Raw genomic sequence first — 14757 nt, forward strand, 5'->3', positions numbered from 1 at the left:
TTGAACAAGTATGTCAGATATTGACACCCATACACGTTATGGATGAATTTCGGATCTGTCGATATGCAATTGCTTTCATCGCGGATTATCACTGCGCCTACTGTTTCGAACGATTTCGCTTCATACAAATAGCTATTCATCGGAGGCTCCTATGCATTATCCCTTTCTCGTCGCCGATGCACGCTCTGGCCTCCAATACCGATTGTCCGACACCGCTTTGGCCGAACTGGGTCTAGCGCCAAAGGTGACCGAATGGGCACCCGGTCGCGCCATCGCAAACTCCTCTGATCCAGTTTGGGCGGATAGTCTCTCGAACGCGCCCATTGAAACGATTTCTGCGGTGACTGCAGCCTTGGAGGACCTGATACTTGCTACAACGGATTTGCAGATACCGACGGTCGGTTCCCTGCCCGGCAGCAGGGCGGGACGGCATCTGACGGCGTTGGTCGGACTGTGGCAGGAACTGGGGGATGCGCTGCCCGAAGGTCTGCCGCCAATACGCCATGTCCTGAATTTGTCCCATGGAAGCTTTCTCACTCCGATCTCAGTTGTCGAGGGCTCTCTCGATCCGCTCGCGCCCGCCGCAATGCAGATGCTTTACGCCCGATTAAAGGACGAGTTCGGCTCAGTCCCCGCCTCGCCACGCGATCGCACAGCGGCGATCGGTAGCCGGCTGCACGCCCTCCAGGGCGGGTTGACGGCCCCTCAAATCGAGACGGGGCCCATCGATTTTAGCCTTTCTTTCTACGGCTTAAGAGATCCTGCGGCCTGTGCAGATTTCGCCGCTGCCCGTGCTCGAGCACTGATTGACGAAGGGACGCCGGCTCGCGAGATTGCTGTTCTGACCGCCGGAAGCCCGCAACAGATCGCCCGAGCTTTCTCTGCCCAAGGTATCCCGCTGTCTGGTCTGCCTGCAGACTTACCAAAACGCGATGTCATTGGCGAAACTGCATTGCATCTGGCGCTTGCCAAACGTCCGCCAACTCCAGCGATGGCACTGGCAAGCCTCGTGCTGTCTCCACTTATGCCTTGGTCCCCTGTAACGGGCCGAAATCTCGCTGAGAGCCTGATGAGCGGGGACTTCCGCGGTGAAATCCTAACGGCATTTCCGTCGCACAAGGCGCTTTGGGATGATATTCGCGCCTCTGCAAACAGCTTGGCGCAGTTACGTTTCCTTCTCGACCGCATCTGCGATCAGATTACCGACGGTGACAAAGTTAGAGCCCGCCTATCTGTCCCTCCAGGCGAGGGGTCGCCGGATTGGGAAGGGATTCTGCGCGGCATTCAGGTGATGGCGCCTGGAAGCGCAGATCCAGTGCACAATTTGGAAGGCATTAGCCTTTGGCTCGCGCATGAGAGCCCTTGGCGTCCCTGTCAGCATTTGATCATCTCCGACTTTACTGACGGGCTGTATCCAATACGCCCGCGCGCCAATCCGATGTTCCTGGACAGCGAAGTCACTTCGATCCATGCCGCCACAGGTCTCGCATTGCGGGGGCGCGCCGCGAGCCTGGCACAGGGGCTTGCGCACTTTGATCATCAACTGCAGGCGACCTCCAGAAGTGTCACTTTTCTGATCCCTTGGCGCGATTTGTCGGGCACGAAACTACAGCCGTCTGCAGGGCTGTCACTTATTGCGCGCTCGATCCATAACCTCGACGACGCGAGCGATCTCATCACTGATTTGTCGCGGCTCTCGCCTTCAGACTGGCCAATCATGCATCACCATCTCCCGCCATTACCCATGCAGCCAGACCTCCCCGAGGCTCTGGATTTTCCTGGGCAAGATCTCCTCTCTCTTCGTCGCACGGATGACGGAACGGCAAAGCCGCAATCGCCTTCGCGGCTGGAGACGCTGCTCGTCAGCCCACTTGCCTGGCTCCTTGCTGAGGTCGGAGCCGAGGATATGTCGTGGTCGGCCGACGAGCTTGATGTTATGGCGAAGGGCAACATCGCCCATGATGTCTTCGAACATATCTTCTTGAAGGATCAGCCGGTCCCGGATCCCGAAACACTGACCGCTGCGGTCCCCGAGGCTTATGATCGTGCGTTGATGCGCCATGCTGGCTATCTGCGAAGCCCGTCGTGGGAGATGGAACGCAAGGGACTGGAACGCGAAATCCTGGCTGCCGCGCTACGCTGGCGCGATCATCTGTTGGCGCTGAATGCAAAGATTATTGGCAACGAGATCTGGTTGGCGGGGGAAGCACACGGCATCCAGCTGCATGGCAAAGCAGATGCAATCCTCGAGTTGCCCGATGGTACTTTGTTAGTCGTCGATCACAAGAAGAGCGGAACGTCGGGTCGACGTAAGCGAATGGAGGCGGCTTGGGATCTGCAGGCTGGGCTCTATCGCGACATGATTTCCCGACCAAACCGACGCGAGAACGACGGGATGGATCCGTTGATTGGACGCAAGGTTGCCGTTGCATATCACCTTATGAACGACGGAGGCTTCCTGACCTCTGGGCTGACGCTTTCCGACGGTTCTACGGCGCGCGATATGGGACATACCGTGAGTGATAGCGCCGTGGAAAAGCTAACGGCGCGACTGGAGGAACTGGGCGCAGGTAGGGTGGTCCTCAACACGTCCGATGATGAAAAATTCTTTAGGAAAGAGGCAGGCTTTGCGCCCTATGCGCTGACCGACGGCTCTCCCCTCGTCAAAGCCTTCATTCGTCAGGTCGAGGAGGGATGACCATGGATCAAGGATTGGTAATCGTTCCAGCGGGCGCTGGCGCCGGGAAGACGCACCGAATTAAGACCCAGCTTTCTGACTGGGTCAAACGCGGTGTGGTTAGGCCCGAGCGCATTCTGGCCGTGACTTTCACTGAGACCGCTGCGGCTGAACTTCGTGAACGCATCCGTGCCGGGCTTCTGGCAGATGGTCTCGTTTCGGAGGCTATGGCGGTCGAGCGCGCATATGTATCGACGATCCATGGGCTGGGCCTCAGGCTTTTGACCGAACATGCGCTAGCGGCAGGTGCTTCGCCGCAACCGCGGCATCTGGGTGATGCGGAGCGAGACCTGTTGATCCGTCAGTCACTGGCGCATGCGAAATCGCTTGATACCATCAAGGCCGAGCCAGAACGTTTTGGCTATGAAGCAAACTGGCAGACAGGCAACACGGTCGAAGATTCTCTACGCGGCCGGGTATTGTCGATGATTGATCTCTTGCGCGGTCTTGGTGACAAAGGGCGTGATCGCGGCCTGCTCGCACCGGCGCTGTCGCGTCTTGATACGATCTATGGTAACGTCCTGTCTGATCCGACAGCTGCCCGTGCCGCGTTGGGAGCGGCCATTCAGACAATGGTTGCGAGCTTCCCCGAAGGCGGCAAGGCTCACATCACTGCCAAAGGCAATGTCGAAAAACTTGAGAAGGATCTGGCGCTATTCAAACGGGTTCATCGCTCGCCCGATCTTCTCGACCGGGACTGGAAGCTTTGGAACGACTTACGCGGTTTGTTTGTCTCGAACCGAAGCAGCAAGACGCCGGAAGGATACGACGATCTTGCCACCGCTATTATGGCAGCGGCTGACGTTCTTCCCGCCCACCCCGGCCCTCTTGCTGATGCAAAGTTGCACCTCTCCTGCCTGATCTCGTGTGCCCAAGAGGTTATGGAAGCCTATGAGACTCGTAAAAAGGCATTGGGCCTAATCGACTTTGCCGACATGATTACCGGGGCGGAACGACTTTTGCGCACCGACCCTGCCGTGCTCCAAGCTGTGCTCGGCGAGATAGATTGCGTCATCATCGACGAGTTCCAGGATACCAATCCCGTGCAGTTCGCCCTCCTTTGGCAGCTTGGCGCAAATGCGACGCGCACACTGCTGGTCGGCGACGTTAAACAGTCGATCATGGGGTTTCAGGGCGCCGACCCGCGCTTGTCACAGGCTCTCGCGACGGCGAATCCCGATGCAACACAGCCGCTAGATCGCAACTGGCGATCGACACCGGCTGTGATGAAGTTCGTCAATGCAATGGGTGTGGGCCTGTTCGGCGCGCTCTACAACTCTCTGACACCGACGCGCGATCATATCTCATGCCCGGCGCTCGAGGTTTTGATTGCAACCAAATCGCGTGGCGTCCGCAACGCATCAAAGCCACAGGAACATATTGCTGAACGCATCGCCCGCATCCTGACGGATGGAGACACAATAACAGACCGGATTTCGAAGGCATCGCGCCCTGCACGGCCATCGGATATTGCGCTGCTAGTTTGCCGGCACACGACTGCTGCCCGCTATGCCGAGGAGCTACGCGCCCGCAGTGTCCCAGTCCGCATCAGCGAGGACGGCTGGGCTACGAGCCCTGTTGTCGCCGCTGCTCGTGCCGCACTTGCGTTTGCCGCGAACCCGGCTGATGTCCACTCTGGGCTACTATTGCGCACGCTGGGCCCCGATCCACTACCTCTGCAAACTGCAACTTCCGCCCAGACTGAAGGACGGCTTGGCGATGACCCTGTCCTGATCCGCCTTTCAGCCTTGTCCGATAAAATGGCAAGTCTGCCGATCGGTGCGGCCTTGGATTTGGTGCTGTCGGTCGCAGGCCTACGCCTTTGGGCAGATTGCCAACCTAACGCAGCAGCATCCCGCGCCGATCTCCTTCGACTGGAGGCTGAGGCAAACGAGTTTGAGCGCGCGCACCGCGATCTCAAAGCTGCTTCCGGATTCCATGGCGAAACAGCAAAGGTGTTTCTCGGCTGGCTCGATGCCCGAGCGAATGAACGCGATTTTGATCGCCGGCCCGATCCCGCTGCCAACAACGCCGAGGCGGTCGAGATCGTAACCTGGCATGCCTCGAAGGGCCGCGAATGGCCAATCACTGTCGTGGCCGAGCTCGATAACGGTATTGAGGATTGGCCCGGTTCCACGACAACACGTTTCGATGCATTGGACCGGATCGACGATATGGCGGTGGTGCTTGGCTCGGCCGCGCTTGTTCATACACCTGGGTTTGCGGCGCCAGAGGCTACGCGCCGCTTTATCGAAGATCGACGGGAAGATTTCGAGGCCAATGCGAAGAACTTGCTCTACGTCGCTCTCACACGCGCGCGCGACCGGATTGTGCTGGAATGGCCCGGGTTCCTGAAAGACCGAGAGAAAGATGCACCAGAGGCAACAAACCTGTTCCATGTTTTTACGGACAATTGTGCACCGCAGATCGGGACCAACTGCTTGAAGATCGGCGGCGTTAATTGCGCCGCGGTCATTAAACAATTGCCAGAGATGGCGGGTTTTACCGAGTTTGCAAGTAGCGTCTCCAGCGTGCCGCCCCGGTTCGGGCCCGCGACGCCTTTGGCCGAAATACCACTCTCGCCCTGGCGGCTACAGCCTTCGCAAAGTCGCAGTGCGGGCGAGGTGCCCGGAACCCGTAGCATCATTCTTGGCGCCCCGTGGCCGACAACGCTCAATGACGCGGCCCGTGGTACTGCCCTACATCTCGCGTTGCGCACTTATCTGACCCGACCCGACCTGGCGCACGGGTTGCCGTCTGCGACGGGGCTGGAAGAAGCCACACTCGGTATGATTTCTGAGCGTGCCACCGCACTGAAAGACTGGCTCGCAGCGGAGGGCTATACAGATCTTGCCACTGAGATCCCTGTGCTAGGTTACACTCGAGATGGGGCCGAGATCCCAGGTATTATCGACCTTCTCGCCATGGGATCAAACGGGTGCCTGCTCATCGATCATAAATCTGGGGGTAGTGGTGAGGGCCTCGGTCCCTACTGGCCCCAGCTATCAAGCTATGCTGGGTTGGTCCCAGAGCTGTTCCCGCAGCATCCATTAAAAGGGGTGGCAGTATTGTGGGTCGATCACGGACGGCTGGAATTGACTGACACCATCGTGCAGTCCGCAGATCCTGCGAATATTGGGGTCGGAACAAGATCTGTTCCTGGCGACGCTAAGATCGAACGGACCGTGAACCCTCGTCGCGAACCCGCATAACCGTCTGTCGACTGGTCGTATATTTTCGCGCTATAGCCGAAACGCTCATTCCCTTTGCGAGATCATCGCGTACATCCTTCTTCTGCTCATCATTGAGCGTGGATGGCCGACCAAGGGTCTTGCCTTCAGACTTTGCACGCTTGAGCCCGGATTGGGTTCGTTCGATCAGCAAGTCTCGCTCAAACTGCGCGACAGCATTGAGCACCTGCATGGTCATCGTGCCGGACGAACTGGTCAGGTCCGCGCCACCGAGGGCAAGGCAGTAAACGCGCACGCCCATCTCGGCGAGAGCCCTCACAGTGGTGCTGACATCGATCGCGTCACGGCCGAGGCGGTCGAGTTTGGTCACTATGAGAATATCGCCGGATTCCAGCTTGTCCATTAGTCGTGAAAAGCCGCGGCGCTGTGCGATGGCGGTGCTGCCGGAGATCGTCTCTGTGACGATCCTGCGGGGTTCGACCTGGAAGCCGGCTGCTTCAATTTCGTGAACTTGGTTTTCGGTGGTCTGGCCGGTTGTCGAGACGCGGACATAGGCGAAGGTGCGTGGCATGGGTTCAATTTCGTCCGAATATGCTGTCCGAAATATTCCCTGTGTTCGAAATTATGTCAAGATAATTTGTGGACAGGGCGTTTTACCCCTGTACGCAATCGCTCGTTTTCGGACAGGAGACGTGACTGGTTGTCATGAGTGAGCAAGCGTGCGGGAGTGGGAATATGGGCCGAAGGAAACTGATCAGCGCGGCAGAAGCGCGCAACCTTCTGGGCCTGGTAACAGATGAGGACGGCCTGATCCGCCACTACACACTGGATGCCAGCGACCGTCTCGAATGCGAGTTGCGACGGCGGGTTCACAACAGATTGGGTTTCGCCATCCAGCTTTGCGTCATGCGACAAACTGGAAGACTTCTTCGCGAGGATGAACAACCGCCTTCAACCATAGTCGATCATGTTGCCGCTCAACTCGGCGTAGAGCCACGAGCCTATTCTATCTATGCCCGCCGCACTCAAACGCATTTCGACCATAGCCGATATCTTGCGGATTATCTCGGCCTTCACACAACAAACCGCGATGATCGTCGTGCAGCGTTGCTGGCTGCGACCGAAGTGGCGGCGGCAGGAGACAAAGGGCTGCCGATTGCCACTGCAGTCATAAACGCTTTTCGAGACCGGAAAGCGCTGCTGCCTTCCCAACATTCTATTGAGAAGATCGGCATTGCTGCTCGTGCGCTTGCCCGCCGTCGTGCCGAGAGCAGATTACTATCGGATCTCGATCGGGAAAAACTGGAGAGCCTCGATGCGCTTCTGGCTGCTGATCCTGCGATCGGACAGACGCGCTTTCACTGGCTGCGCTCTGCTCCCGATGCACCGGGCGCGAACAACCTGGTGGGATTGACGGAACGCATCGCGTTCCTGCGTTCGCTGGGCATCGATCCCCGTTTACAGGCGCGCGTTTCCTCCGGACGATGGGACCAGATGATCCGCGAGGGTGATGCCACGCCGGCCTGGCTTGCCGGAGACTTCAGCGCCAGCCGTCGGCGCGCGACGATCGCGGCGCAGGTCATAAAGCTGGGTCAGAAGCTCACCGACGATGCGGTGATGATGTTCATCAAGCTGATGGGTCGACTATTCTCGCAAGCGAATAACCGCAAAAAGCAGCGGCACATAAACGCGCGCATTGAAACATCCAAAGCTCTGCGGCTCTTCCTCGACACCATCGTCGCTTTGCAGGCCGCCAATGATACCGATGAAGATGCGCTTGCCGCGGTCAATCGGCATGTTGGCTGGCATAGACTGCTTCAGATCAAACCGGGCCTTGAAGCGATGGTGGGAAGCGCTGACGCTGCGCCGCTGGTGCTGGCGGCCGAGCAGCATGGGAATATCCGAAAGTTTGCTGGTGCTTTCCTTCAGACATTCACGTTCCATTCACGCCGCCGGCACGATCCGCTGCTTGCTGCGGTCACAACACTGAAAACGCTTTATGTAGAAGGGCGTCGTGTTCTGCCGGATCGTGTCCCGGTCGGACATCTCGGCGCCAACGAGAAGAAGCTGATTTTTGAGGATGGAAAGCCGGATCGGCGGCTTTACGAAATTGCCACGCTCACCCATTTGCGGGACCGGCTGCGTTCGGGGGATATCTGGGTTGAAGGCAGCCGGTCGTTCCGGCCGATCGACGAACATCTGATGTCGAAGCCGGCTTTTGTCGCCCTGAAGGAGCAAGATCAACTCGGGCTCGGTGTTCAGGCTGACTGCGCGGCCTGGCTCTCCGATGTCCGGCAGATGATGGATGCCAACCTCAAACAGTTGGCATGGCGCGCCCGTTTCGGGAAGCTCGATGGCGTGAGGATTGAGAATGGCGCTTTGATCGTGACGCCGCTTGCCAGCGATGTGCCGACTGCTGCGGAAGCCCTCAATGCCGAAATCACGGAAATGTATCCTCTGGTCGAGGTCCCAGATCTCCTGCGGGAAGTGCATGAATGGACTGGATTTGCCGACCAGTTCATCCATGTTCGGACAGGTGATGTGCCGCAGAACATCGCCGCCATGTTGGCTGGCGTGCTCGCCGATGGCACAAATCTCGGCCCGAAACGCATGGCGGGAGCGTCCAAAGGGATCAGTGCCCATCAAATTGGCTGGATGCGCAGCTTCCACGCACGGTCGGAAACCTACCAGGCCGCGCAGGCGGCCGTGACCGATAGCCATACCCGCCATCCGCATTCGCAAATCTGGGGCGACGGAACGAAAGCGTCATCCGACGGGCAGTTCTTCCGTGCCAGCGACCGGGCCGCCAAACGCGGCGACATCAATCTCCACTATGGCAGCGAGCCCGGAACGAAATTCTACAGCGGGCTTTCAGACCAGTACGGGTATTACAGCATCCTGCCGATCAGCCCAACCGAAAGCGAGGCCGTCTATGTGCTCGACGGCCTGTTCGACCACGACACGATTCTGGAGATCGAGGAGCTGTTTACCGATACCGGCGGTGCTAGTGATCATGTTTTTGCGCTGTTCTGCCTGATCGGCAAGCGCTTCGCGCCACGGCTTCGCAACTTCAAAGACAGAAAATTCCACACCTTCGAGAAGGCTGATGCCTATCCGTCCTTGGCAAATCATATCGGCGCGCCGATCAACACCGCGCTCATCATGGAACACTGGGACGAACTGCTGCGCCTTGCCGCCTCGATCTCTACCCGCACAGTCGCGCCGTCGGCAATTCTCAAGCGATTGTCCGCCTCGTCGAAATCCAGCGAGCTGGCTAGAGCACTCCGTGAACTCGGGCGCATCGAGCGAACGCTGTTCATGATCGAATGGTACTCCAGCCCGGCACTGCGCCGACGCTGCCAAGCAGGCCTCAATAAGGGTGAAGCTGCGCACAAGTTGAAGCGCGCCGTCTTTTTCCACGAGCGCGGCGAAATCCGTGATCGGTCCTTTGACAGCCAGGCATTCAGAGCTTCCGGACTCAACCTGGTGGTCAGCGCTATAGTCTATTGGAACACCGTCTATCTCAGCCGGGCCACGACGCATCTTCGGCAGCAAGGGCGGCATATTCCTGACGAGTTGTTGAAGCACGTCTCGCCGCTCGCTTGGGAGCATATTTCTCACTGGCATCTATTCATGGGACGCCGAGCAGCAGATGCCCGAAGGCTTCAGACCATTGCGGCTTCCCAACAGAATTCTTCGCGCTGCGTGATCGGGCGCTTTTATTTGCGTCCCATGGCTGGGGCGAGCAGCTCCAGCTCATTTGTCATGACCCCGCCAGACCAGTCGGCGGGAAGAGACTTGAGGTCGGCAACTGTGTCAACGCCGTTGGAATAGTTTCCGCCGTGATAGGCCCCAATAATGAACACCTCACTGCCAGCTCCTCTAAACCGGTCAAGCAGGCGATAAGGCCACCCCCACATGTCGGATGCCATATTGATCGGAATGTAGACGACACCGTTTCTGCAGGGTGTCGGCACTATGCTGGTCCATCCCCATTGCGTGTAATCCTTCAGGCAAGCCATCGCGGACACTCTGGTCGTTGTCTTCAAATCAGGCATCAGTGCCTTCAGCTTCGCCACTGGCCGTTCGCCGCCATAGACAAAGAGTTTGTCGATCATCTCTTTGGGAAATGCCTTGAGATAGGAAGCGAAAAGCTCCCCTTCCTTCGGATCGTTGCTCTTGATGTTCACGAGAAAGCGTTTGCCTGGGAAGGTCTCCAACACCTCTTTCAGCGTTGGCATCAGGCCTATTCCCTTGCCTCTAAAGGGGAACGTCTTTCCGCCATCCGCAGTGTAGCCATATCCGACATCGAGCTTCCGAAGATCTGTCATCGAATGCTCGCGCGTCACGCCATTGCCGTCTGTTCGGCAATCCAGGGTCCAATCGTGAAATACCGCAAATTCGCCGTCCGTGGTCGGATGTATGTCGAACTCGACGGCGTCCGCGCCGGCCTCGAAGCTGGCTTTCATGGAAGCGATTGTGTTCTCGATGAAAACGTCACCTGAAGGCAGCATCCGTGTCGCTGTGCAGGTGTCAGATTTGACGTCCGTCATATCATACCGAGGCGCGATCCCGCGGTGTGCAAGGAGGATAGGTTCGCCGTCGGGCCGTGCTGCGAGAAGATTGGTGTTGAGAAGGAATATCGTTGATGAAACGACGGCAGCCAGAATTAACAAACTGATTGAAATCTTCTTCAATGCTTTCGACATAACGGTTCGGTCCCCAAAATACCGAAGCTCGTTACCGATCATGACCGATTTACGGCGAAACTACCGCGTGGGGACGATGTAAGTGGAAAGTTGCCGCCAGTCGGCGATACATGTTCATGCTTCGTGCTGCCTTAGCGTGTCTGCGGGAACAAACCTTGTTCCGACCCCTTATTCTCGCCGCCGAGCGTCTTTCGGTCGATCCGGCCCGTTGTCTTGTCTTCGAGGATGCCGAGGTTGGCATTATCGCCGCGACAGCGGCAGGTTGCCAGGTCTGCGTCATTGCCGAAACGCATAAGCGGCGTATGGAGGGAGATCATTGGCAACTGGAGAACTACGAACGCGTCATGCCGAAAATCGCCGATGGCGCCCTTGGCCTGATACAGTTCTAATCGCTGACTTTCTCACGCATCGTCTCCGTTTTCGGACGCCCAAAAACGAGGTTTTCGTCCACGGACAACATCTGTTTGTGCAGCATCGACGCGCCGCCGATGGCGGGACCTTCGAGACCGAGGGATGATAGTTTTATTTCAGGTATTGGATGCCCCTCGAGCAGATTCCGGGTCACTTTGTCCAGCGTCTCTTCCCGGCAGAGATCGAAAAGTGCGGCAACCGGGCCGCCGAGCACAATCCGCGCAGGATTGAATATGCTTGTCAGCGTCGCGACCCCTCGCCCAAGGTAAAATGACCAATCCTTGAGTGTCGAGAGAGCGGCCTTTTCCTGTTGCCGCGCTGCCTCGACGAACGCTTGAATATCGCCTGCGGATCCACCGTGGAAGCGGTAGCGCGCAAGGACCGCTTCCCGACCGATAAAACTCTCGAACGATCCGGAAATCGTGGCCAGTTCAACGAAGCCCTCGTCTCCAAGTATGATGTGGCCGAGCTCGCCGGCGTAACCGTCCTGGCCGCGGAGAAGCTGACCGGAATTCACGATCGCCCCGCCGACGCCCGCGTCGAGATAGATATAGATCTCCGTATCGACGCTTTCCTCTTTGGACTGGTATATCTCAGCAATTGCGAATGCGTTGGCATCGTTCTCCGCGATCAGCAATGGAATGTCGGGCAGTCGCTGCTGCAACTTCTCCAGGATCGGTTCCTGTCGCCATCCCAGAATTGGAGCGCGCAGGATTGTACCCGTCCGATCGATTACCCCGGGCGCGGTCAAGCAGAGGCCCCGGATGCGATAGTCCCTACCAAGCCGTTCCCTGATAACTTCAACCACATCCACCAGCCGCCTTATCACGAGGTCTGGGCTTGCCTCCAGGAGGCTGAAGTCCGACCTGGACTGTGCGATCACCGTCGCTTCCATATCCAGAGCGACGACGTTCATTCGCCCGACGCCGATATCTGCGCCTATGAACATTCCATAGTTTGGATTGATGCGAACAAACGTGCCTGGTCGACCGGTGCCAGCACTTTTATCATCCTGGGATTCATCTTCGACCAGTATTCCTTCTTCAGTCAGGCTGGCAACGATACTGCTCGCGGTGGAGCGAACCATGCTCAGTTCTTTGGCGATATTCGCCCGGCTAATCCTGCCATGGCGAAAAACAACATCCAGCGCGCGGACCTCATTAATGTGCCTCACGGCGCGCGGCATGGACATTGGCAGTCTCCCAGTCGAAACGAGTCACAAAAAAAGGTGCACAATCAAGGAAGTGACGATTGCATTCAAGCCCATGGCGAGACCGGAAAAAAGCCCAGCCACCGGATCGACCGAATAAGCGCGTGCCGTACCAATCCCGTGCGACGCAAGCCCTACAGCAAATCCTCTCGCACTGTAATCGGCGATCTTCATGGCGTTCATCAACGGGGTGACAATGATGGCGCCTGAAATTCCGGTCAAAATGACGACGGCTGCGGTCAGGGCCGGATCACCGTGTAAACCCGACGAGATTGCCATGGCAACGGCGGCGGTGACGGACTTGGGCGCAAGGGAAGCGATGACTGTCTGATCGAAGCCAAAGAGGTGGCCCAGATAAATCGTGGTGGTCACCGCAGTCAGGCTTCCGGCAAATAGGGCTACGACCATCGGAATAAGATTGGCCCTGACCAGGTGAAGCTTTTCGTAGAGGGGTATCCCGAGCGCGACCGTCGCTGGCCCCAAGAGAAAATGGATGAACTGAGCGCCGGCAAAATAGGTCTGGTAGCGAATGTGAAAAACGGACAGCAGGCAGGCGATCGCGGAAACGGAGAGTAGAACGGGGTTGATAAGGGGATTGGCAGGCAGGGCCTTTGCGATCCATAGCGCCGTTATCCAGACAAGCAGCGTCACCGAAAGCCATAAGAGCGGTGACGCCGAGAGGTAGACCCAGAGTCCCTCATCCATTGTCGGCACTCCCCATCAAACGTTTGGTTGCGAGATAGCACCAGACGGTGACGATGAGCGTCGCGACCGTAGAGGCGAGGATCGTTGCAAAAAGCGCCAGACCTCGGTCAGCAATGAGCTCGAAATGCTGCACGATTCCCACCCCGGCCGGGACGAAAAGGATCCCCAAATTGGCCAGAAGTGCATTGGATGTAGCGACTGCCTGTCGGGAGGGTAGGACCAGAAACCGCCCTCGTGTCACGCTCAATGTCAAAAAAATTAGCGCCATTCCAATGACGGGGCCGGGCACGACACCGTGCAGGAAATAGGCGAATGCCTCTCCAACCAACTGAAATACCAATAGAATCGTAATTCCGACGACCATTGTTCGGCTCCACAACAAACTCACTTGACTCATAAATCCAATTATGTTTGTTTGCAATCGAAACAAACGAAGGGAGTGTCGTTTGTTCGAAAGTCGGCATGGGGCCGGCTGCTTGGGAGGATTACATGCGTCTATCTTTCAGAATGATGGCCTTGACGGCCGCCCTCACTGCCTCGGTCAGCGGCCATGCGCTCGCGGCTGAAAGCGTCGAGGTACTGCACTGGTGGACTTCCGGTGGCGAAGCGGCTGCGGTCGGCGTGCTGAAGGACGATCTGCAGAAAAAGGGTGTCAGCTGGCAGGATATGCCGGTCGCCGGCGGCGGCGGCGAGGCCGCAACGACGACCCTGAAAGCCCGCGTGGCCGCAGGCAATCCGCCGACAGCAGCCCAGTTGCTTGGAATGGCGGTCAACGAGTGGTCCGAGCAGGGTCTTCTCGGTGACTTAACCGCTGTTGCAAAAACAGAAGGCTGGGACAAGGTCGTTCCGGAACAGATCAAGCAGTTTGCCGTCCATGATGGCAAGTGGCAGGCTGTTCCGGTCAATATTCATCGTCCGAACTGGCTATGGATCAACGCCAAGATTTTCAAGGACAACGGCCTGGAGCCACCAAAGACCTGGGACGAATTCAATGCCGTTGCGGACAAGCTGAAAGCAAAAGGGATCACGCCGCTGGCGCATGGCGGACAGCCCTGGCAGGACGATACGGTTTTTGACGACGTCGTTCTCGGGCTTGGAGGGCCGGACTTCTACAAGAAGGCCATCATCGAGCTCGACGAGACAGCGCTCGGCTCGGACACGATGATCAAGGTCTTTGACCAAATGCGGAAGATTCGCGGTTATGTCGATCCGAACTTCTCCGGCCGCGACTGGAACCTTGCAACGGGCATGGTGCTCAAGGGTGACGCAGCGATGCAGCTCATGGGTGACTGGGCCAAGGGCGAAATCGTCAAGGCCGGCCTGACGCCCGGTGTCGATATTCTTTGCGTCACCGCGCCGGGGACAGAGGGCTCGTTCCTCTTCAATACCGACTTCTTGGCCATGTTCCCAGTCGGCGCTGACAAGCTCGACGCCCAGACCAAGCTTGCATCGAGCGTCATGTCGCCCGCATTCCAGGAAGCTTTCAATCTCGTAAAGGGATCCATTCCGGCCCGTTCCGACGTGCCAGGCGACAAGTTTGATGCCTGCGCGCAGAAGTCGATGGCCGACCTGAAGGCAGCGGAAAAGACCGGCACCCTCATGGGGTCCCTGGCGCACGGCCACGCGGAGCCCGCCTCCATTCAGCGTGCGATTTTCGACGTCGTGACCCAGCATTTCAACTCGGACATGTCGTCGAAGGATGCCGTGACCGCGCTGATCAACTCGATCAACGCTGCCAAATAACCGTTCCTCCCTGCCCCTGCCGTCGAGAGGCGGCGGGGGTATCCTGCAGCA

9 protein-coding genes and 1 pseudogene are annotated in these 14757 nt (G+C 57.8%); 5 read left to right on the forward strand and 5 right to left on the reverse strand.

What is annotated here, in order from left to right; all coding sequences use genetic code 11:
- Positions 1-151 precede the first annotated feature (151 nt).
- Positions 152-2698: a PD-(D/E)XK nuclease family protein gene (locus GSF67_RS24310; protein WP_006311659.1), complete on the forward strand. Its 2547-nt coding sequence runs from the start codon at positions 152-154 to the stop codon at positions 2696-2698.
- Positions 2699-2700: 2 nt separating this feature from the next.
- On the forward strand, positions 2701-5949 hold the full coding sequence (locus tag GSF67_RS24315; protein WP_244399789.1) for an exodeoxyribonuclease V subunit beta: 3249 nt from the start codon (positions 2701-2703) through the stop codon (positions 5947-5949).
- Here GSF67_RS24315 and GSF67_RS24320 read toward each other — a convergent pair.
- Positions 5906-6499: a recombinase family protein gene (locus GSF67_RS24320; RefSeq protein ID WP_006311657.1), complete on the reverse strand. Its 594-nt coding sequence runs from the start codon at positions 6497-6499 to the stop codon at positions 5906-5908. The two genes, GSF67_RS24315 and GSF67_RS24320, sit on opposite strands and share 44 nt — an antisense overlap.
- A gap of 164 nt (positions 6500-6663) precedes the next feature.
- Between GSF67_RS24320 and GSF67_RS24325 the strand changes: the two are divergent.
- Positions 6664-9637: pseudogene (locus tag GSF67_RS24325) on the forward strand (Tn3 family transposase).
- A 10-nt stretch (positions 9638-9647) separates the two neighbouring features.
- On the opposite strand, the gene GSF67_RS24330 reads toward GSF67_RS24325, so the two are convergent.
- Positions 9648-10637 carry a glycerophosphodiester phosphodiesterase family protein gene (locus GSF67_RS24330; protein ID WP_083815800.1) on the reverse strand — a complete coding sequence of 330 codons (990 nt, stop codon included), beginning with the start codon at positions 10635-10637 and terminating at the stop codon, positions 9648-9650.
- Between the two features lie 155 nt (positions 10638-10792).
- On the opposite strand from GSF67_RS24330, the gene GSF67_RS24335 reads away from it, so the two are divergent.
- Positions 10793-11026 (forward strand): HAD-IA family hydrolase, encoded by a 234-nt coding sequence (locus tag GSF67_RS24335; RefSeq protein WP_244399787.1) that lies wholly within the window; start codon positions 10793-10795, stop codon positions 11024-11026.
- Here GSF67_RS24335 and GSF67_RS24340 read toward each other — a convergent pair.
- The 3 genes from GSF67_RS24340 to GSF67_RS24350 are packed head-to-tail and all read right to left on the reverse strand — an operon-like array spanning position 11023 to position 13327.
- The gene (locus GSF67_RS24340; RefSeq protein ID WP_006311653.1) at positions 11023-12240 is read right to left on the reverse strand and encodes an ROK family protein; all 1218 of its coding nucleotides are present in this window, start codon (positions 12238-12240) and stop codon (positions 11023-11025) included. The genes GSF67_RS24335 and GSF67_RS24340 overlap by 4 nt on opposite strands.
- A gap of 24 nt (positions 12241-12264) precedes the next feature.
- Entirely contained in the window at positions 12265-12963 is a 699-nt protein-coding gene (locus tag GSF67_RS24345) for an LrgB family protein (protein ID WP_006311652.1), read from the reverse strand.
- Complete coding sequence (locus GSF67_RS24350) at positions 12956-13327, reverse strand: CidA/LrgA family protein (RefSeq protein ID WP_006311651.1); 372 nt, start codon at positions 13325-13327, stop codon at positions 12956-12958. Before GSF67_RS24350 ends, GSF67_RS24345 begins: the two co-directional genes overlap by 8 nt.
- A 125-nt stretch (positions 13328-13452) precedes the next feature.
- On the opposite strand from GSF67_RS24350, the gene GSF67_RS24355 reads away from it, so the two are divergent.
- A complete protein-coding gene (locus GSF67_RS24355; protein ID WP_006311650.1) occupies positions 13453-14706 on the forward strand; it encodes an ABC transporter substrate-binding protein in 1254 nt (417 codons plus the stop codon).
- The last annotated feature ends 51 nt before the right edge of the window (positions 14707-14757 follow it).

The organism is Agrobacterium sp. CGMCC 11546 (assembly GCF_013365515.1).
Classification (GTDB): Bacteria; Pseudomonadota; Alphaproteobacteria; order Rhizobiales; family Rhizobiaceae; genus Agrobacterium; species Agrobacterium fabrum.

Excerpts from the sequence above, each read along its gene's own strand:
- GSF67_RS24310 (WP_006311659.1), top strand. The coding sequence starts at position 152 with ATGCATTATCCCTTTCTCGTCGCCGATGCACGCTCTGGCCTCCAATAC.
- GSF67_RS24315 (WP_244399789.1), top strand. The coding sequence starts at position 2,701 with ATGGATCAAGGATTGGTAATCGTTCCAGCGGGCGCTGGCGCCGGGAAG.
- GSF67_RS24320 (WP_006311657.1), bottom strand. The coding sequence starts at position 6,499 with ATGCCACGCACCTTCGCCTATGTCCGCGTCTCGACAACCGGCCAGACC.
- GSF67_RS24330 (WP_083815800.1), bottom strand. The coding sequence starts at position 10,637 with ATGTCGAAAGCATTGAAGAAGATTTCAATCAGTTTGTTAATTCTGGCT.
- GSF67_RS24340 (WP_006311653.1), bottom strand. The coding sequence starts at position 12,240 with ATGTCCATGCCGCGCGCCGTGAGGCACATTAATGAGGTCCGCGCGCTG.
- GSF67_RS24345 (WP_006311652.1), bottom strand. The coding sequence starts at position 12,963 with ATGGATGAGGGACTCTGGGTCTACCTCTCGGCGTCACCGCTCTTATGG.
- GSF67_RS24350 (WP_006311651.1), bottom strand. The coding sequence starts at position 13,327 with ATGGTCGTCGGAATTACGATTCTATTGGTATTTCAGTTGGTTGGAGAG.
- GSF67_RS24355 (WP_006311650.1), top strand. The coding sequence starts at position 13,453 with ATGCGTCTATCTTTCAGAATGATGGCCTTGACGGCCGCCCTCACTGCC.